This is a genomic window from Streptomyces sp. NPDC005181 (assembly GCF_040608395.1).
Lineage (GTDB): Bacteria > Actinomycetota > Actinomycetes > Streptomycetales > Streptomycetaceae > Streptomyces.
The window spans coordinates 1-18,178 of the sequence record NZ_JBEXID010000086.1 but is presented as its reverse complement, the minus strand read 5'-3'; the positions used below and the strand labels follow the sequence as shown (position 1 = coordinate 18,178).

Sequence of the window (18,178 nt, the reverse complement as noted above, 5' to 3'; positions counted from 1 at the left end):
GCGTTTATCAACGACGGGAACGGGCCCTGGCACCTGTGGTGATAGTCGGCCACTATCGGCCGTTCACGGTTGTGCATTGGACGCTCCCGGGCCGTGGCCCGCAGGCTCGCAGTCGACCGTTTCAGCTGTGTCGGCTGTTCGCCTCAACTGGCGCGAGGAGGTGCGGTGATGGCCACAGTGGCCACGGCGTCCGTGCGTGAACCGGACCGCTACCACCCGCCCGCGCTCACCGGTCTCGTCGATCTGCTGTCCCGGCCCGTGCGGGCACGTCCGCACTCGCGGGCCCTCGTCGTCGGTGCGGAGCGCATCGAGCTGTCGTACGCCGGCCTCGCCTCGCTCGCCGACGACCTGGCCCGCCGGCTGACGGCCGCCGGGGTGCGGCCCGGGGACCCGGTGGGACTGGTCGCCGCGAACACCGTCGAGTTCGTCGTGTCTCTATTCGGTGCGGCCCGGGCCGGCGCGGTCGTCGCCCCGTTGGATCCGGCCCTGCCTCCCGGTCAGCTGGGCGCGCGGCTCGGGGTGTTCGGGGCGCGGGTGGTGCTGTGCGGGCCCGAGGCACCCGCGGGCGTGCCGGCCGCCTGGCCCGTGCGGGTACGGGTCACGCCCGGCGCCCCCTGTGCGGTCACGCTCGACACGACGCGCGCGCCGCTCGGGCTGTACGGGACACCCACGCCGGGCCTCGCCCTGGACGACGCCCTGATCCTGTCGACGGCGGGCACCATGGACCAGGCCCGCCTGGTGCCGCTGACCCACGGGAACGTGGCCGCGGCGGTGCGTGTGCTGTGCGCGACGTACGAACTGGGGCCGCGGGACGCGACGGTGGCGGTCATGCCGCTCTTCCACACGCACGGGCTGGTCGCGGCGCTGCTCGCCACGCTCGCCGGCGGCGGCTGCGTGCTGCTCCCGGCCGGGGGGCGCTTCTCGGCCGACACGTTCTGGGACGACATGCGCGCCGTGGGGGCCACCTGGTTCACGGCAGTGCCCGCGATCCACGAGATCCTCCTCGACCGTTCGGCCGGCGAACATCCCGCGCCACTCGCACCGCCCCTGCGCTTCGCCCGCAGTTCCAGTGCTCCGCTCAACACCGCGACCCAGCGCGCCCTGGAGCGCACCCTCGGGGTGCCACTGCTGTCGGCCTACGGCATGACGGAGGCCGCCCATCAGGCGAGCAGTGAACCCCTGCCGCCGCCCGGTACATCCAAGCACGGCTCGGTGGGCAGGCCGACCGGGACGCGGATCCAGGTCGTCGACCCGTCGGGGCAGGCGTGCCCGCCCGGTGTGCAGGGCGAGGTCTGGGTGCGCGGCCCCAGCGTGGCCAGGGGCTATCTCGCCGATCCGGCGGCGACAGTGCGCGGTTTCGGCGGGGGCTGGCTGCGCACCGGGGACCTGGGGCATCTGGACGCCGACGGCGCCCTGTTCCTCACCGGCCGGATCAGGAACCTGATCACGCGGGCGGGCGACCAGGTCTCCCCCGAGTACGTCGAGGACGTACTGTGCGGTTGTCCCGCCGTCGCCGAGGCCGCCGTGTTCGGGGTGCCGGACGAGCGGCACGGGCATCGGGTGGGCGCGGCGGTGGTGCTGCGCGAGGAGGAGGACGCGGAGCCCGCGGAGATCGTCAGGTACTGCCTGGGCCGGCTGGCCCCTTTCGAGGTGCCCGAGCGGATCCAGGTCGTCCCGGCGCTGCCGCGCACGGCCAAGGGAGCGCTGGACCGGCAGGCGGTCCAGCTGCGTTTCGCCCGGTGACGCTCCGGCCGGGCGGGCCGGCCGGAGCCGCCTCGGCTCAGCGGACCAGGGGTTCGGGCACGGGCAGCGGCCGGTCGAAGAACTCGTCCAGGCGCAGTGAGGCCGCCGCCGTGATGAACGCGCGGGCCGCGAGCGAGCCCGGCGTCGCGTCGTGGATCGCGACCGAGATGAGCGCCCGCGCGTCCGGCTCGACAAGCCGCAGCACGCGCATCCGGCCGGTGACCGGCAGGGCCCGCAGCCAGGTGTGCGGCACGATGCTGGTGCAGGCGCCCGCGCCCACGTTCGCGTACAGGGTGGCCACGGAGTCGGTCTCCACCTGCGGGATGACGGTGACTCCGCTGCGGGTGAACGCGGCGTCGATGACCTGCCGGATCCGCATGTCGGGGGTGAGCAGCGCGAGCGGCAGCTGGGATGCCTCGGCCCAGGTCAGGGTATCGGACTGGGGCAACAGCTGATCGGCCGGGGCGAGCAGCATGTACCGCTCCTCGTAAAGCGGCGTCACCTGCAGCCCGTCCTGGTCCTCGGGGCCGAAGTGGGCGATGGCCGCATCGAGTTCGAAGGCGCGGAGCTGTCGGATGAGTTCCGTGGTGGACAGGCGGGACCGCACCTGGACCTTGGCCAGCGGGTGCGCGGTGCAGAACGCCGTCACCGGCAGCGCGAGCGTCGTCGAGGCCGTGGGCTCCGCGCCCAGCCGCAGCGTCCCGGTGATGCCCGACTGGACCGCGGCCACCTCGGCTTTGAACGCCTCCTGCTCGGCGAGGATCCGCTTGGCCCAGACAACCAGACGCTCTCCTTCGGGCGTCAGACCCTGGTAGTTGTGGCCGCGATTGATCAGTGTGACGTTGAGCTCGCGCTCCAGTTTGGCGATCGACACAGACAGTGCGGGCTGCGAGACGAAGCAGGCGTCCGCGGCCCGCGCGAAGTGCCTCTCCCGGGCCACCGCCACGAAGTACTCCAGCTGACGGAAGAGCATGCTCGCCTCCTGCTTCGTCCCCCGCACCCCATACGTCTCCGCCCCGACCAGGTCGAACACGCCTGCGGTGGCTGCGCTGCCCGAGCTTACCCGGCGGCCTGGGCGGCGCCTCGCCCGCACCAAAGCCCCGGCTCCCCCAGCGTCATTGCGGGAGCCGGGCCGGCTCTCATCCCGTGCCGGTGCGGCGTGCCAGCAGGTCCGTGGCCGCGTGCACCGCTCGGAGCCTGGGTGCCTCGGCACCCGTGATATCGGCCATCTCCACCACCGCGGTCACGATGGCGTCGAGTTCCAACTGCTTGCCCGCCTCCAGGTCCTGGAGCATCGACGTCTTGTGGTCGCCGACCCCCTCCGCACCCCGCAGCCGTTTCTCGATGGAGATGTCCGGTGTGCTGCCGACCCGGGCGGCGATGTCCAGCGTCTCCTCCATGAGCTGGGCCACCAGGCGTCGCGTCGGCGGATGTTGGCAGATCTCGACCATGGTGGCCCGGGTGAGCGCGCTGATCGGGTTGAACGCGACGTTGCCCATCAGCTTGATCCAGATGTCGTCCCGCAGGTTCGGCTCCACGGGGCACTTCAGTCCACCCGCGATCATCGCCTCGCTCAGCGCGGTGCACCGCGCCGAGATCCCGCCGCCGGGTTCACCGATGGAGAAGCGGGTGCCTTCGAGGTGGCGGATCACGCCGGGGGTCTCGATGACGGTGGCGGGGTAGACCACGCAGCCCACGGCCCGCTCCGGCGCGAGGACCTTGCTGGTCGCGCCGCCCGGGTCCACCGCCTCGATCCGGCGACCCTCGTAGGGGCCGGCGAGCCGGTGGAAGTACCACCATGGGATGCCGTTCTGCCCGGCGACGACGGCGGTGTGCTCGCCGAGGAGCGGTTCGATCAGCGGGCCGCTGGACGGATAGGAGTGTGCCTTCAGCCCGAGGAACACGAAGTCCACGGGTCCGATCTCGGTGGGGTCGTCGGTGGCGTGCGGGTGGGCGACGAAGTCCCCGCGGGGGCTGATGACCCTGACCCCGCGCTCGCGGATGGCCTGCAGGTGCGGACCGCGGGCGATCAGGTGGACATCGGCACCACCCCGGTGCAGGGCCGCTCCTACGAAGGCTCCGATCGCGCCGGCTCCGAGGACAGCAATCTTCACGGCATCTCCTCTCGGGAGGAAGGTGTGATTGGATACTGTATGCAGTCAGCGGGTCCGCTGTATACCCATCGAACCCGAACCGATACGACCGCGACGCCCCGACCGCCCGCCCCCTGGTGTCGAGCGAACTGCATACAATATGCTGCGCGCCTCCTGTCCGGTGCCCCGCCTCCTCCGCTCCTGACGCTCCCCCGCGCACCGACGGACCCGCAAGGCCCCTGAGAAAAGGAGAGCAATGTCTGCGTCACCACCACAACGCATAGGCGTGGTAGCCGAGTCGACCTCCGGGGAGACCAGAGTGGCGGCCACCCCGGACACCGTCCGCCGCCTGATCGGGCTCGGCTACGAAATCGTCGTCGAGACCGGCGCCGGAACCGCATCGGGCTTCTCCGACGCGTCGTACGTCGAGGCGGGCGCGCGCCTCGACGACGCCTGGCACGCCGATGTCGTTTTCAAGGTCAACGCGCCGTCCCACGACGAGGTGCGACGGCTGCGGGACGGGGCGACGATCGTCGGCCTGCTCGCCCCCGCGCAACACGCCGAACTCCTCACCCAGCTCGCGAGCAGGCGGCTGACCGCGTTGTCCATGGACGCCGTTCCCCGCATCTCGCGGGCCCAGTCCCTGGACGTGCTCAGTTCGATGGCCAACATCGCCGGCTACCGGGCAGTCATCGAGGCGGCCCACGCCTTCGGACGGTTCTTCACCGGACAGGTCACCGCGGCGGGCAAAGTGCCTCCCGCGAAGGTGCTGGTGGCCGGCGCCGGAGTGGCCGGCCTCGCGGCCATCGGAGCCGCGGGGAGCCTCGGCGCCGTGGTCCGGGCCACCGACCCGCGCGGCGAAGTCGCCGACCAAGTACGGTCACTCGGCGGCGAGTTCCTGCCCGTCGAGGTCGAACAGGAGTCGGCGGGCGACGGATACGCGCGAGCCACCTCCGAGGCGTACGACCTGCGCGCCGCCGAGATCTACTCCGAGCAGGCCAGGGATGTCGACATCATCATCACGACGGCCCTGATCCCGGGGCGCCCGGCGCCACGGCTGATCACGGCCGATCAAGTGGCCTCGATGAAACCGGGCAGCGTCATCGTCGACATGGCGGCGGCGCAGGGCGGGAACGTCGAAGGAACGGTGAGCGATCGGGCTGTCGTCACCGAGAACGGCGTCACCATCATCGGCTACACCGACCTCGCGGGCCGCCTGCCCGCCCAGGCCTCACAGCTGTACGGCACGAACCTGGTGAACCTGCTGAAGCTGCTCACCCCGGGCCGGGACGGCCAGCTGACCCTCGACCTCGAGGACGTCGTACAGCGGACGGTGACCGTGGTGCGCGACGGCAAGACGCTGTGGCCGCCGCCCCCCGTCGCGGTCTCGGCAGCACCCGCGAAGGCCCCGGCCTCGCCGGCGTCACCGGTCGATCCGGCGCCGCCGCGGCGCCTGTCACCGGCGGGCCGCTACGGACTGATCGGGCTCGGGATGCTCGCCCTGTTCGCGCTCATCGCCGTCTCGCCCGCCCAACTCGCCGCCAACTTCACGGTGTTCGCTCTTGCTGTGGTCATCGGCTACTACGTGATCGGCAAGGTCCACCACGCGCTGCACACCCCGCTGATGTCGGTGACCAATGCGATCTCAGGGATCGTGGTGGTCGGGGCGCTGCTCCAGATCGGCCACCCGCCCCTGGCCATCAGTGTGCTGGCCTTCCTGGCCATCTTGCTCACCACCGTGAACATCTTCGGTGGGTTCGCCGTCACCCGTCGCATGCTCGGCATGTTCTCGAAAGGCTGAAGTTCGATGAACGCATCCACGGCGGCCCAGGCCGCCGACATCGTCGCCGCGCTGCTCTTCGTCTTCAGCCTGGCGGGGCTCTCCCGGCACCACACCGCCCGGGCGGGGGTGGCCTACGGCGTCGCCGGAATGGCGCTTGCGCTCGTCGCCACCGTCGTCGTCGCCGGACGCTCCGTCTCCGGCGAGTCGATCGCGCTGATCGCCGTCGCGGGCACGATCGGTGGCGCGATCGGCCTGTGGCAGGCCCGCCGGGTCGAGATGACCCAGATGCCCGAGCTGATCGCCGTGCTGCACAGCCTCGTCGGGCTCGCCGCCGTACTGATCGGCTGGAACAGCTACTTGGAGGTCGAGGCACAGCGCCCGGGCTCCACCGAGCTGGCCGGGTCGCTGCTGCGGATCCATCATGCCGAGGTGTTCATCGGCATCTTCATCGGCGCGGTCACCTTCACAGGATCCGTGATCGCGTTCCTGAAACTGTCGGCGCGCATCAAGTCCCGGCCGCTTACCCTGCCCGGGAAGAACCTGCTCAACGTCGGCGCCCTGTTCGCGTTCGTGACCCTGACCGCCTGGTTCACCGTCAGCCCGAACCTCGCTCTGATGATCGCCGTCACCGTGCTCGCGCTCGTCCTGGGCTGGCATCTGGTCGCCTCCATCGGCGGCGGCGACATGCCCGTCGTGGTCTCGATGCTCAACAGCTACTCGGGCTGGGCCGCCGCCGCGGCCGGCTTCCTGCTGAACAGCAACCTGCTCATCGTGACCGGGGCGCTGGTCGGCTCCTCCGGCGCCTACCTGTCGTACATCATGTGCCGGGCGATGAACCGGTCCTTCCTCTCCGTCATCGCGGGTGGCTTCGGCGTCGAGGCCGCACCCAGCGGCGAGCAGGAGCAGGGCGAGCACCGGGAGATCAGCGCCGAGGACACCGCAAGCGCGCTGGCGGGTGCCACGCAGGTGATCATCACCCCTGGGTACGGCATGGCGGTCGCCCAGGCGCAGCACCCGGTGGCGGAGTTGACGCGCCGTCTGCGGGAGCGCGGCGTGACCGTGCGCTTCGGCGTGCATCCCGTGGCGGGGCGGCTGCCGGGGCACATGAACGTACTCCTTGCCGAGGCCCGCGTACCGTACGACGTCGTCCTGGAGATGGACGAGATCAACGACGACTTCGCCGACACCTCGGTGGTCCTGGTCATCGGCGCCAACGACACCGTCAACCCGGCGGCGATGGACGATCCGGCCAGCCCTATCGCGGGGATGCCGGTGCTGCGGGTGTGGGAGGCGGAGCACGTCGTCGTGTTCAAGCGGTCCATGGCCTCCGGGTACGCAGGTGTGCAGAATCCGCTGTTCTTCCGGGAGAACAGCAGCATGCTCTTCGGCGACGCCAAGCAGAGCGTGGAAGCGATCGTGCGCGAACTGGCGGCGGGCGACCCGGGCCCGGCAGCGGGCTCCGGACGTCGGCCGGCGGAGCAGCCCGCACCTGCCTGACGACAGATTGCATACAGAAGCCTATTGCTGTACGCGATTCCTCCCGCTCCATCACCAGCACCTCCCCGCAGCCCGCCACCACCACCAGGGAGCCCATGCGCGAGCCACGCACTTTCCCAGCCACCGTGACGACACCCGTCAACAGGCCCACGCCCCTGCGCCAGGCCGTCTACGACGTCCTGATCGAGCTGATCGTGGGGGGCGTACTCCAGCCGGGCCAGCATCTGATCGAGGCCGAACTCGCCGAGGACCTCGGCGTGAGCCGCCAACCGGTGCGCGAGGCACTCCTGCGCCTCCAGGCCGACGGATGGGTGGAACTGCGCCCCGCCCAGGGCGCATTTGTGCACAGCCCGACCGTCGAGGAAGCCACCCAGCTCCTCAGCGTCCGCGCCGTCCTGGAGACCCACTCGGCGCGCGGCGCCGCACAGTACGCGACCGGTCCGGACATCACGCGCCTGTGGGAACTGCAGGCCGCCGGAATAGCTGCGCTCTCCGCGGACGACGCCCGCGGCATCGTCGAGGCGAACGCGGCGCTGCACGGCTTCATCACCGAGCTCGCGCGCAACCCCATCCTCGCCGAGCTGATCCGGCAGGTCGACCGCCGGGTGCGCTGGTACTACATGCCCATCGCCCGGCCACGCGGCAAGGACGCATGGAACGAGCACGCCGACATCATCGACCGCATCGCGGCCGGTGACGCCGACCGGGCCGAAGAACTGATGCACCATCACACCCGGACGACCACCGACTTCTACTGCCGGCAGCTGACCGCGGCACCCCGAGCCCGGGCGTGACCGCGGCGACTCCGACCAACCTCACCGCAAATGGGGCACCTGACACACCAATGGGCCGGGGCCGGACGGAGCAGGGAGCGCACCCCACCGTCCGGCCCGGCCTGTGCCACGGGCGCCCCGCCGGACGACTGCCGCCGCCGCCCAACGCTCTGTCCGCACCCGCGCACGCTCTGCGGGCCCGGGCGCGAAGTTGCGCCCGGGCGTTCGCTCAGTTCGCCGCGCTGGTCAGCCCGGGGCTGTCGGCGACGGCCTGCACGGCAGGCCGCTCCTGGTCCGCGGGTCGGCCTGGCTGGCGCAGCAGCAAGGTGATCAGAGCCGACAAAAAGGCGATGCCGCCTGCCAGGTAGTAGCCGCCCGAGTAGCCCCAGGCGGTGATCACCCCAGCGGCCAAGCCACCGCCGCCGACACCGCCGACCAGCTTGGCGCTGTAGACGAGGCCGTAGTTGGTGGCGTTGTTGTTCTCCCCGAAGTAGTCCGGGACCAGTGCCGCGAACAGCGGGTAGAAGGCGCCGCCGCCGAAGCCGTTGACGAAGGCGAAAATCAGGAACAGCGGCTCGTTGTGGGCCTGCCCCGACCACAGCACGCCGAACTGCGCGACGCCCGCGATCACGAGGACCAGCGTCAGGGTCTGCCGGCGGCCCAGGGTGTCCGACAGCCAACCCACGGCGGCCCGGCCCACCCCGTTGACCACGGCGAGCACACCCGCCGACGAGGCGGCGATCAGCGGCCCGAAGCCGAGGCTCTTGGCGAAGGGGACCTGGAAGTTGATGCCGAAGAGTGAGACGCCGCCGATGCAGACCAGGGCGAACCACATCAGCGGCAGCTGCCCGGTCTTGATCGCCTGCATCGGGGTGAACTGTCCCTTGGCCGGCGGGTTCTTGCGCAGCCTGCGCGCCACCCGCTCGGCGTCCTCGCCGCCGCCACGGTTGAGCGGGTCCACGTCGTGCGGCCACCAGCTCTTGGGCGGGTCGCGGAAGAAGAAGCCGCAGCTGCCCACGAGGAGGACCATGCCCAGGGCGATCAGGTCGAGGACCAGCCGGTAGTTGTCGGCGTGGAACCAGTAGCTGAAGACGAAGATCAACGGCAGTGTGCCGTAGGCGAATCCGCCGTTGACAAAGCCGGTCCGCGCGCCCTTGTTGTCCGGATACCACTTGCCGACCATGTTGATACAGGTCGCGTAAACAAGTCCGGAGCCGGCGCCACCGAGCACCGAGTAGCCGAGTATCACCAAGATGGGGTTCGAGACGTGGGCGATGGAGAGGAAGCCGAGCCCGGACAGTACCGCTCCGAGGAGCATGCCCGTTTTGGCGGAGAGCTTTCCGGTCTCCCGGAGCCTTCCCGCGGGGAAGGCGATGCCCGCCTGGAAGACCGCCCAGATACTGGCGATCCAGAAAGCCTCGGTGAGGGTCCAGCCATGGGCGTGCTCGAGGGTCGACTCCGCCGAGCTGTAGCCGTACTCGTAGACGCTGACGCCCATCATCGCGATCCACGGGAGCCAGACCATCCACGCCCGAGGCCTGCCCAGGATGGAGCGGTCGCTCTCCCCGACGCGGTAGACGCGTCCGTTGATATCGGCGACCTCTCGGTACGAGGAGGAAGTCGCCTGCGGTGTTACTGACATGTGTGCCTTCCCTTGCCTGAAAAAGAGCTTGGCGTGCGCCCCCTGGGGCCTTGCTCTTCGTGCGTTGGGTGAAAGCGACTCCCCTCCACGGTGCGCGTCCGGGCTCTCGCCGGGCGCGGGTAGGGGGTACGCCGTCGGCGCGTCACGGGTCCGGGGCGGCATCCCGGAGTCCGCCGGCGTGCAGGCGGTGACCTGGTGGTTCGGCCTCGGCGCGGCGGGTTCGGGGCCGCGGCGAGGTATGGCAGACAACTGACCTGCCGATCACGGCGCAGGGAGCCTGACCGGTGATTGCATACGGTATGGAGCACTGAATTCGTGTGTCCAGTGGGGCGGCATGAAGCTTGACCAGTGCATTACCCAACTACCTTTGGGCGCAGTGCGGTTACGCGCCGCAGTCGAGCGGGACGACCGGTTCCGGGCATGCCGAAGGACCCCGCGGGGGCTCCCCGCGGGGGTGCACGAGACATGGCCCGCTGCATCACACCGCAGCGGGCCGCGCCCTCACCTCCACCGTCAGCGCAGCAGCTTCACCGCCTCGACGACCAGCGGGTGCACGCCCGGTGCGTCGGAGTCCACCAGCGCGCGCAGCCTGGTGCGCATCCGCGGGTCCCAGAACCTGCCGATGTGTCCGGCCAGTTCGGTGGCCGCCTGCGCCGAGGGCAGATGGGCGAGGTTCAGGGCGATGTCATTGGCCATGCGGCACTCGGACGGCTCAGTGGCGGCCATATCTGTCAGTCTCCCGCCGTCAGGGCGCCCACGGGGGCCTCGGCGGCCGGCGTGGCCCCTTCGTGCCCCCGCGGCGCAAGGGCGACCTGGACGGCCGTCACCTTGTACTCCGGGCAGTTGGTCGCCCAGTCGGAGTTCTCGGTGGTCACCACGTTGGCGCCGGTGACCGGGTGGTGGAAGGTCGTGTAGACGACGCCGGTCGGCATCCGGTCGGAGACCAGGGCCCGCAGCGTGGTGCGGCCGACCCGGCTGGCCAGGGTGACCAGGTCACCGTCGGTGATCCCGCGGTCCTCCGCGTCGTGCGGGTGCAGTTCCAGTACGTCCTCGGGGTGCCAGGCGACGTTGCCTGTGCGGCGCGTCTGCGCCCCGACGTTGTACTGGCTGAGGATGCGCCCGGTGGTGAGCACCAGCGGGAAGCGGCGGGTGGAGCGCTCATTGGTCGGCACGTACGAGGTGACGACGAACTTGCCCTTGCCACGGACGAATTCGTCGATGTGCATGATGGGCGTGCCCTCGGGCGCCTCGGCGTTGCACGGCCACTGGACGCTGCCCACCTTGTCGAGCAGCGCGAAGGAGACGCCCTCGAAGGTCGGGGTGACCGCGGCGATCTCGTCCATGATCTGGCTCGGGTGGTCGTACGCCATCGGGTACCCCATGGCGGTGGCGATCTCGGTGACGATCTGCCACTCGTGCTTGCCCGCCTTCGGCGCCATCACCGCGCGCACCCGGTTGATCCGGCGCTCCGCGTTGGTGAAGGTGCCGTCCTTCTCCAGGAACGACGCCCCGGGCAGGAAGACATGCGCGAACTTGGCGGTCTCGTTGAGGAACAGGTCCTGGACGACGACGAGTTCCATCGCCTCCAGGGCCGCGGTGACATGCTTCAGGTTCGGGTCGGACTGCGCGATGTCCTCGCCGTGCACGAACAGGCCGCGGAAGGAGCCGTCGATGGCCGCGTCGAACATGTTGGGGATGCGAAGCCCCGGCTCGGACAGCAGTGCGGTGCCCCACAGGTCCTCGAACACGGTGCGCACCGCGTCGTCGGAGACATGCCGGTAGCCGGGCAGTTCGTGCGGGAAGGAGCCCATGTCGCAGGAGCCCTGGACGTTGTTCTGGCCGCGCAGCGGATTGACGCCCACGCCGTCGCGGCCGATGTTCCCGCACGCCATCGCAAGGTTGGCCATCCCCATGACCATGGTCGAGCCCTGGCTGTGCTCGGTGACGCCCAGACCGTAGTAGATCGCCCCGTTGGGTGCGCTTGCGTACAGCCGGGCGGCCGCGCGCAGTTCGTCGGCCGGGACCCCGGTGACCGGTTCGACGGCCTCGGGGCTGTTCTCGGGGCGGGCCACGAACGCGGCCCACTCCTCGTAGCCCTCGCACCGCTCGGCCACGAAGCCCTGGTCGACGAGCGCCTCGGTGACCACCACGTGCGCCATGGCGTTGACCACGGCCACGTTGGTGCTCGGTCGCAGTTGCAGATGGTGGTCGGCCTCGATGTGCGGCGAGCGTACGAGGTCGATGCGGCGCGGGTCGACCACGATGAGGCGGGCGCCCTCGCGCAGCCGGCGCTTCATCCGGGAGGCGAACACCGGGTGTCCGTCGGTGGGGTTGGCGCCGATCACCATGATGACGTCGGCCTCGGCGACCGAGCGGAAGTCCTGGGTGCCCGCGGATTCACCGAAGGTCTGTTTGAGCCCGTATCCGGTGGGCGAGTGGCAGACGCGCGCACAGGTGTCGACGTTGTTGTTGCCGAACGCCGCGCGGACCATCTTCTGGACGACGTACACCTCCTCGTTCGTGCACCGCGAGGAGGTGATCGCGCCGACCGCGCCCGTCCCGTACGTGTCCTGCAGAGCCCGCATCCGGCGCGCGACGGTGGCGATGGCCTCGTCCCACTCGACTTCGCGCCACGGGTCCGTGATCTTCTCGCGCACCATGGGCTTGAGGACGCGGTCGGGGTGTGTGGCGTAGCCGAAGGCGAAGCGGCCCTTGACGCACGCGTGGCCCTCGTTGGCGCCGCCGTCCTTGTACGGCACCATGCGGACGAGTTCGTCGCCGCGCAGTTCGGCCTTGAAGGAGCAGCCGACGCCGCAGTACGCACAGGTGGTGAGGACCGAGCGGGTGGGCATGCCGAGGTTGACGACCGACTTCTCCTGGAGCGTGGACGTCGGGCACGCCTGCACGCAGGCTCCGCAGGAGACGCACTCGGAGTCCATGAAGGACTCCCCCGCTCCCGCCGCCACCTTGGAGTCGAAGCCGCGTCCCTCGATGGTCAGGGCGAATGTGCCCTGGATCTCGCCGCAGGCGCGGACGCAGCGGGAACAGGCGATGCACTTGGACGCGTCGAAGTCGAAGTAGGGGTTGCTGGTGTCCTTCTCTGCGTCGAGGTGATTCTCCCCCTCGTAGCCGTAGCGCACCTGGCGCAGTCCGACGACGCCCGCCATGTCCTGCAATTCGCAGTCGCCGTTGGCGGGGCAGGTCAGACAGTCCAGCGGGTGGTCGGAGATGTAGAGCTCCATGACGCCCTGGCGCAGCTTCTCCACCTTGGGTGTCTGGGTGCGCACCTGCATACCGTCGGCGCACGGGGTGGTGCAGGAGGCGGGCGTGCCGCGCCGGCCGTCGATCTCGACCACGCACAGCCGGCAGGAGCCGAAGGCCTCCAGGGAGTCGGTGGCACACAGTTTGGGGATGTCGACGCCGGCGAGCGAGGCGGCACGCATCACCGAGGTGCCCTCCGGCACGCTCACCGGTATGCCGTCCACCTCGAGCGCCACCGTGGCCTCCCCCGGTCGCTCCGGGGTGCCGTGATCGGGTTCCTTGAGCAGTGTCATGCCGTGCCCTCCATCCTCGTGTCGGCGGCAACTTCGCCGAGGAAGTCGTCCGCGAAGTGAGTAAGGGCGCTGCGCACGGGCAGCGGGGTCAGTCCGCCCATCGCGCACAGCGAGCCCTCGGTCATCAGCTCGCACAGGTCGTCGAGGAGTGCCAGGTTCTCGTCCCTCTGCTCCCCGGCCACGATCTTGTCGATCACCTCGACACCGCGCACTGAACCGACCCGGCACGGAGTGCACTTGCCGCAGGACTCGGCCGCGCAGAACTCCATGGCGAAGCGCGCCTGGGCGGCCATGTCGACGGTGTCGTCGAAGACCACGATGCCGCCGTGGCCGACCATCGCCCCGGCCGCGGCGAACGCCTCGTAGTCCATCGGCAGGTCGAACGAGGAGGGCGGAAGGTAGGCGCCGAGCGGCCCGCCGACCTGCGCGGTGCGCACCGGCCGGCCCGACCGCGTGCCGCCGCCGTACTCCTCGATGAGTTCGCGCAGTGTGATACCGAAGGCGGTCTCGACGATGCCGCCGTGGGCAATGTTGCCGCCGAGCTGGAACACCTGGGTGCCGCGGGAGCGCTCCACCCCGAGCTCCTGGTACGCCTTGGCGCCCTGGGCGAGGACGACGGGGACGGTGGCGAGCGTCAGGACGTTGTTGACGACGGTCGGCTTGCCGAACAGGCCCTCGATCGCGGGGATCGGCGGCTTCGCGCGGACCATGCCGCGCTTGCCCTCCAGGCTCTCCAGCATGGAGGTCTCCTCGCCGCAGATGTACGCGCCCGCGCCGACCCGCACATGCAGATCGAAGTCGAGCGGCGTGCCGAGGACCGAGGTGCCGAGCCAGCCGCGGTCGCGGGCGGTGTCGATGGCGGCGCGCATCGTGGCGACCGCGTCCGGGTACTCGGAGCGGATGTAGAGGTAGCCCTCGCGGGCGCCGACGGCGTGCGCGGCGATCGTCATGCCCTCGATGAGCAGGAACGGGTCGCCCTCCATGAGCATGCGGTCGGCGAAGGTCCCGCTGTCGCCCTCGTCGGCGTTGCAGCAGATGAACTTCAGCTCGCCCGGGCAGTCGAGAACGGTCTTCCATTTGATGCCTGCGGGGAAGCCCGCCCCGCCGCGCCCACGCAGGCCCGAGTCGGTCACCTCGGCGACCACGTCGGCAGGCGTGAGCTTCAGCGCGGTGCGCAGCCCTGTGAGACCGCCGTGGCGCAGATAGTCGTCGGCGTCGAGCGGATCGATGACGCCGACGCGCGCGAAGGTGACCCGGTTCTGCCGGGCCAGCCACGGCAGTTCGTCCACCGGGCCGAGGCGCAGGGGGTGCTCGTCGCCGTCGAGCAGGCCGGCGGCGAGCAGTGCGGGAACGTCGTCGGGGGTCACCGGACCGTACCCGATACGCCCGTGCTCGGTGGCGACCTCGACGAGCGGTTCGAGCCAGAGCATGCCGCGCGATCCGGTGCGTACGAGATCGACGGCCAAGTCGGCGCTGTCCGCAGCCTGTTGGATTGTGGCGGCCACCTCGTCGGCGCCCACGGACCGGGCGGCCGAGTCGCGGGGGACGTAGATCCGCACATGGGGTTGTGCGGGATGCTGGGTCATGACCGGGGTGCCTCATTTCCGTCGGGCGTGGCGCCGACGCCGTCGCGCCGCGTCTGGTCGGTTCCGTGGAGCAGCGCGCCGAGCCGCTCCGTGTCCACCCGGCCGTGCAGGCGTCCGTCCACCTCGACGGCGGGGCCGAGGGCGCAGTTGCCGAGGCAGAAGACCTGCTCGACGGTGACCGAGCCGTCCTCGGCGGTCCGGCCCAGGGTGAGCCCCATCTGCCGTACGTACTCCACGAGATACCCCGCACCCTGGGCTTGGCAGGCCTCGGCGCGGCAGACGCGGACGGTACGGTGGCCCGCGGGCTCGGCGCGGAAGTCGTGGTAGAAGCTCACCACTCCGTGTACGTCGGCCCGCGAGAGGTTGAGCTCGTCGGCGAGCACCGGTACGGCCTCCTTGGGCACATGCCCCAGTTCGGCCTGCACGGCGTGGAGGATCGGCAACAGAGCGCCACGCTGCTCGCGATGGGCGGCGGCGATCTTCCTCACCACCTGCTCCACCGTCGGATCACTGGTCCGGATCTTCATGGTCGTGCGGCCTTTCGTCAGGGCCGTGGAAGGGGTACGGGCACGGGCACCTGGGGGTCCGGTCCGAGCACCACGGTTCGCGTTCACAGGGGCACCTCGACCTCCCCTGGCGCGCACGGCGCAAGGGGCGAAACAGTCTTAGCGAAGCATGCAACCCTGATGTATACAAGCTTTTTGCATACAGAATCCCACATGGAGTCGTCTGCCGATCTACCCCGACGGCCCGCCGACTCCGCTCCTGGCGTGCTGCGTTGATCCGGTGCACGACCGCCCTGCACCCCGGTGGGACATCACGCAAGGTCGTCGCGGGACACCACACTGCATACGAAAACCTGTATCCTGAATGGGCCGCCGCGCGGTCCGCCCGGGGGTAACGGCCGGCACAGCCACCGACTCGGTGAGCTCGGGGGCGGAACAGGAGAACCATGCGCCAAGGCCTGACGGCTGGCTCCGCCCGACGCGTCGCCCGCCCGACACCGCTGCGCCAGGCGGTGTCCGATGCCCTGGCAGAGCTGATCATCAGCGGCACCCTGACATCGGGCCAGCATCTGGTCGAATCAGATCTCGCCGAGCAGCTGGGGGTCAGCAGGCAGCCCGTGCGCGAGGCGCTGCAGCGCCTGCACACGGACGGCTGGGTCGACCTCAGACCCGCCCAGGGCGCGTTCGTGCACACCCCCACGCAGGAGGAGGCGACCCAACTCCTTGACGTCCGTACGGTGTTGGAGACCTACTCCGCACAACTGGCGGCGCATCACGCCAAGCCCGAGCACATCGAGCGCCTGTGGCAGCTCCAGCAGGAGGGCATGGACGCACTGGCGGAGAGTACGACCGACCGCCTGGTCGCCGCGAACACGGCCCTGCACACCTACATCACCTCCGTGGGCGGCAACGACGTGCTCGCCGAGCTGATCACACAGGTGGGGCGCAAGGTGCGCTGGTACTACACCCCGATCGCCAACTCCCGCTCCAAGGGCTCCTGGAACGAGCACGCCCGCCTCATCGAGGCCATCGCGAAGGGCGACCCGGAGCGGGCCGGCGAGATCATGCGCAAGCACACCGAGCGCACCCGCACCTACCGCAAAGCCATCGCGGCGGAGGCCGCGAACGCCTGACCGTCGCCGGAGCGCGCGGTCCCGGAAGCGGATCGCGCCAGCGCACCCAGCGAGGGATGCACCGCGTCGGACCCGACGACGGCGCACAGCTCTCGCAGCCACGGCAGCACGGCGTCGAGCAGAATCTTGAAACCCTCGCCGTCCGCCCCCAGCATCGCCTCGGCCGGGACGCGCACCGGGTCGGCGACCACCGTGGACGTGGCGCTGGCAAGCGGCGCCCCGGTGGCGCGTGCCGGTACGAACAGGCCGGGAGCGTGGGCCGGCACGCCCCAGAGGGTCAGGTCACCGTCCGAGGCGACAGGTGGCGACGACCAGACATAACTGTCCGCCTCACCTGCGGCGACCACATCACGCTTGCGTGCCCGCAGCGCCACCACGCCTCCAGTACGCCGCGCGGTCGAGCGCACCGCTCCCCCGGCGCCGTCCTCCACCACCGCGAGGGTGCACAGGTGGCGGCCGGCCGCGACCTCACCCCGCAGCCACCGGCCGCCGTACGCCTCGACCACCGCGGCCGCCGCGTAGTGGGACTGGAGCACCGCGGCCGTGGCCGGGCACACGGGCATGACCCGGGCGACCACCTCGGCGGCTCGTGCCAAGTCGGCGCCGCCACCGACGGGTTCGGCCGAGCAGGTCAGCCCGAGGAGTCCGGCCCGGCCGAGGGCCGTGACCGCCGCGCGCGGGAACTTCCCTTCCTGGCGCGCCAGTTCGCCGGCCGGAGCGATGACGTGGTCCAGGACGTCAGGCAGTGCGCTGGGATACGACACGGGGCGCCCCCTCAGGTGCGATGTCCGATCCGCCCCGGGCGGGCGGTCCCGATGGCCTCGGCCGCGGATCGCGGAGCGGCGAGGCACTGGCTTGCATTGCATACAGTATGCCATTGTTGCCCGCGGCGCTACGTGTCGGACGGCCACGGCCACCCAACTCCCCTTCGAAAGGCGCAAAGTCGCGAGGATGCAGGGACGCTCAGTCGAGGTCCGAGGTCTCCCTCAGCAGCCCCGACGCCACATCGAAGACAAAGCCCCTCACGTCGTCGGTGTGCGGCAGGAACGGCGACGTACGCACCCGCCGCATCGACTGCCGTACGTCCTGGTCGACGTCCCGGAACGACTCCACCGCCCAGGCCGGCCGCTGCCCGACCTCCCGCTCCAGCTCGTACCGGAACTCCTCGGTCAGCGTCTGCAGGCCGCACCCCGTGTGGTGGATGAGGACGACGCTTCGGGTGTTCAGGGCTCGCTGGCTGATGGTGAGGGAGCGGATGGTGTCGTCGGTGACCACTCCACCGGCATTGCGGATGGTGTGGCAGTCCCCCAGCTCGAGGCCGAGCGCGGCGTGCAGGTCGATTCGGGCGTCCATGCAGGCCACGACCGCCACTCCGAGGACGGGACGGGCATCCATTCCGGGGTCGCGAAACGCGTCGGCGTAGGCGCGGTTGGCCCGCACCAGGGAGTCGATGACCGATTCCTGGCCAGGGGAACCGGTGGACGGGCGTGCACCGGAAGGTGTCGATGTCAACATGCTCGGTCGCCTCTCAGGGTCGATGCTCGGGCAGAACGGAGCCGGGCAGAACGCTGTCGCCCCGGCGAACCGGGGCGACAGAAGGGAGACCAGAAGTGGTCGTCAGGAGCGTGGACGGCCCCCTGCGGGGGGGCGGGCGCCGCGCGGGGACACCCCGGCGCTGCCCCGCGCGCGGCGGGGGCCGAACCCTCACCTCCTGCTCAGAGCGCCTCCCTCGCGACCGCGCCCGAGGCCGTGCGGACGCCCTCCTGCTTCGGTCGGCCCGGCGCCTTGAGGAAGCACGCGAGGACCGCCGAGCCGAGACCGATGCTGCCCGCCAGGGCGAAGGCACCGCCGTAGCCCCAGGCATGGAC

14 protein-coding genes are annotated in these 18,178 nt (G+C 70.6%); 5 read left to right on the top strand and 9 right to left on the bottom strand.

Annotated features, from left to right (window positions below):
• Positions 1-168 precede the first annotated feature (168 nt).
• The gene (locus tag ABZV38_RS32980; RefSeq protein WP_356332121.1) at positions 169-1,743 is read left to right on the top strand and encodes a FadD7 family fatty acid--CoA ligase; all 1,575 of its coding nucleotides are present in this window, start codon (positions 169-171) and stop codon (positions 1,741-1,743) included.
• Between the two features lie 37 nt (positions 1,744-1,780).
• Here the strand turns inward: ABZV38_RS32980 and ABZV38_RS32975 are convergent, their stop codons facing one another.
• Entirely contained in the window at positions 1,781-2,716 is a 936-nt protein-coding gene (locus tag ABZV38_RS32975) for a LysR family transcriptional regulator (protein ID WP_356332120.1), read from the bottom strand.
• A gap of 166 nt (positions 2,717-2,882) precedes the next feature.
• Positions 2,883-3,857 carry a 2-dehydropantoate 2-reductase gene (locus ABZV38_RS32970; protein WP_356332119.1) on the bottom strand — a complete coding sequence of 325 codons (975 nt, stop codon included), beginning with the start codon at positions 3,855-3,857 and terminating at the stop codon, positions 2,883-2,885.
• 235 nt (positions 3,858-4,092) lie between these two features.
• On the opposite strand from ABZV38_RS32970, the gene ABZV38_RS32965 reads away from it, so the two are divergent.
• From ABZV38_RS32965 to ABZV38_RS32955, 3 genes are all read left to right on the top strand, one after another.
• Positions 4,093-5,637 carry a Re/Si-specific NAD(P)(+) transhydrogenase subunit alpha gene (locus ABZV38_RS32965; protein ID WP_356332118.1) on the top strand — a complete coding sequence of 515 codons (1,545 nt, stop codon included), beginning with the start codon at positions 4,093-4,095 and terminating at the stop codon, positions 5,635-5,637.
• 6 nt (positions 5,638-5,643) lie between these two features.
• Complete coding sequence (pntB, locus tag ABZV38_RS32960; RefSeq protein ID WP_356332117.1) at positions 5,644-7,116, top strand: Re/Si-specific NAD(P)(+) transhydrogenase subunit beta; 1,473 nt, start codon at positions 5,644-5,646, stop codon at positions 7,114-7,116.
• Positions 7,117-7,211: 95 nt separating this feature from the next.
• Positions 7,212-7,910, top strand: coding sequence for a GntR family transcriptional regulator (locus tag ABZV38_RS32955; protein ID WP_356332115.1), 699 nt, complete (start codon positions 7,212-7,214; stop codon positions 7,908-7,910).
• A gap of 208 nt (positions 7,911-8,118) precedes the next feature.
• On the opposite strand, the gene ABZV38_RS32950 is transcribed toward ABZV38_RS32955, so the two are convergent.
• The 5 genes from ABZV38_RS32950 to ABZV38_RS32930 all read right to left on the bottom strand — a co-directional run bounded on the left by ABZV38_RS32950 (position 8,119) and on the right by ABZV38_RS32930 (position 15,198).
• Entirely contained in the window at positions 8,119-9,531 is a 1,413-nt protein-coding gene (locus ABZV38_RS32950) for an OFA family MFS transporter (protein ID WP_356332114.1), read from the bottom strand.
• Positions 9,532-10,044: 513 nt separating this feature from the next.
• Positions 10,045-10,257, bottom strand: coding sequence for a formate dehydrogenase subunit delta (locus ABZV38_RS32945; protein WP_356332113.1), 213 nt, complete (start codon positions 10,255-10,257; stop codon positions 10,045-10,047).
• Between the two features lie 5 nt (positions 10,258-10,262).
• Positions 10,263-13,085 carry a formate dehydrogenase subunit alpha gene (fdhF, locus tag ABZV38_RS32940; protein WP_356332112.1) on the bottom strand — a complete coding sequence of 941 codons (2,823 nt, stop codon included), beginning with the start codon at positions 13,083-13,085 and terminating at the stop codon, positions 10,263-10,265.
• Positions 13,082-14,671: an NADH-quinone oxidoreductase subunit NuoF gene (locus tag ABZV38_RS32935; RefSeq protein ID WP_356332111.1), complete on the bottom strand. Its 1,590-nt coding sequence runs from the start codon at positions 14,669-14,671 to the stop codon at positions 13,082-13,084. The genes fdhF and ABZV38_RS32935 overlap by 4 nt, the downstream gene beginning before the upstream one ends.
• Complete coding sequence (locus ABZV38_RS32930) at positions 14,668-15,198, bottom strand: formate dehydrogenase subunit gamma (protein WP_356332110.1); 531 nt, start codon at positions 15,196-15,198, stop codon at positions 14,668-14,670. The genes ABZV38_RS32935 and ABZV38_RS32930 overlap by 4 nt, the downstream gene beginning before the upstream one ends.
• A 425-nt stretch (positions 15,199-15,623) precedes the next feature.
• Here ABZV38_RS32930 and ABZV38_RS32925 point away from each other — a divergent pair, with 425 nt between their 5' ends.
• Positions 15,624-16,310 carry a GntR family transcriptional regulator gene (locus ABZV38_RS32925; protein ID WP_356332109.1) on the top strand — a complete coding sequence of 229 codons (687 nt, stop codon included), beginning with the start codon at positions 15,624-15,626 and terminating at the stop codon, positions 16,308-16,310.
• Here ABZV38_RS32925 and ABZV38_RS32920 read toward each other — a convergent pair.
• Entirely contained in the window at positions 16,271-17,074 is an 804-nt protein-coding gene (locus tag ABZV38_RS32920; RefSeq protein WP_356332108.1) for an acyl-CoA dehydrogenase family protein, read from the bottom strand. The two genes, ABZV38_RS32925 and ABZV38_RS32920, sit on opposite strands and share 40 nt — an antisense overlap.
• Positions 17,075-17,273: 199 nt before the next feature.
• On the bottom strand, positions 17,274-17,825 hold the full coding sequence (locus ABZV38_RS32915) for a carbonic anhydrase (protein WP_356332107.1): 552 nt from the start codon (positions 17,823-17,825) through the stop codon (positions 17,274-17,276).
• Between the last annotated feature and the right edge of the window lie 353 nt (positions 17,826-18,178).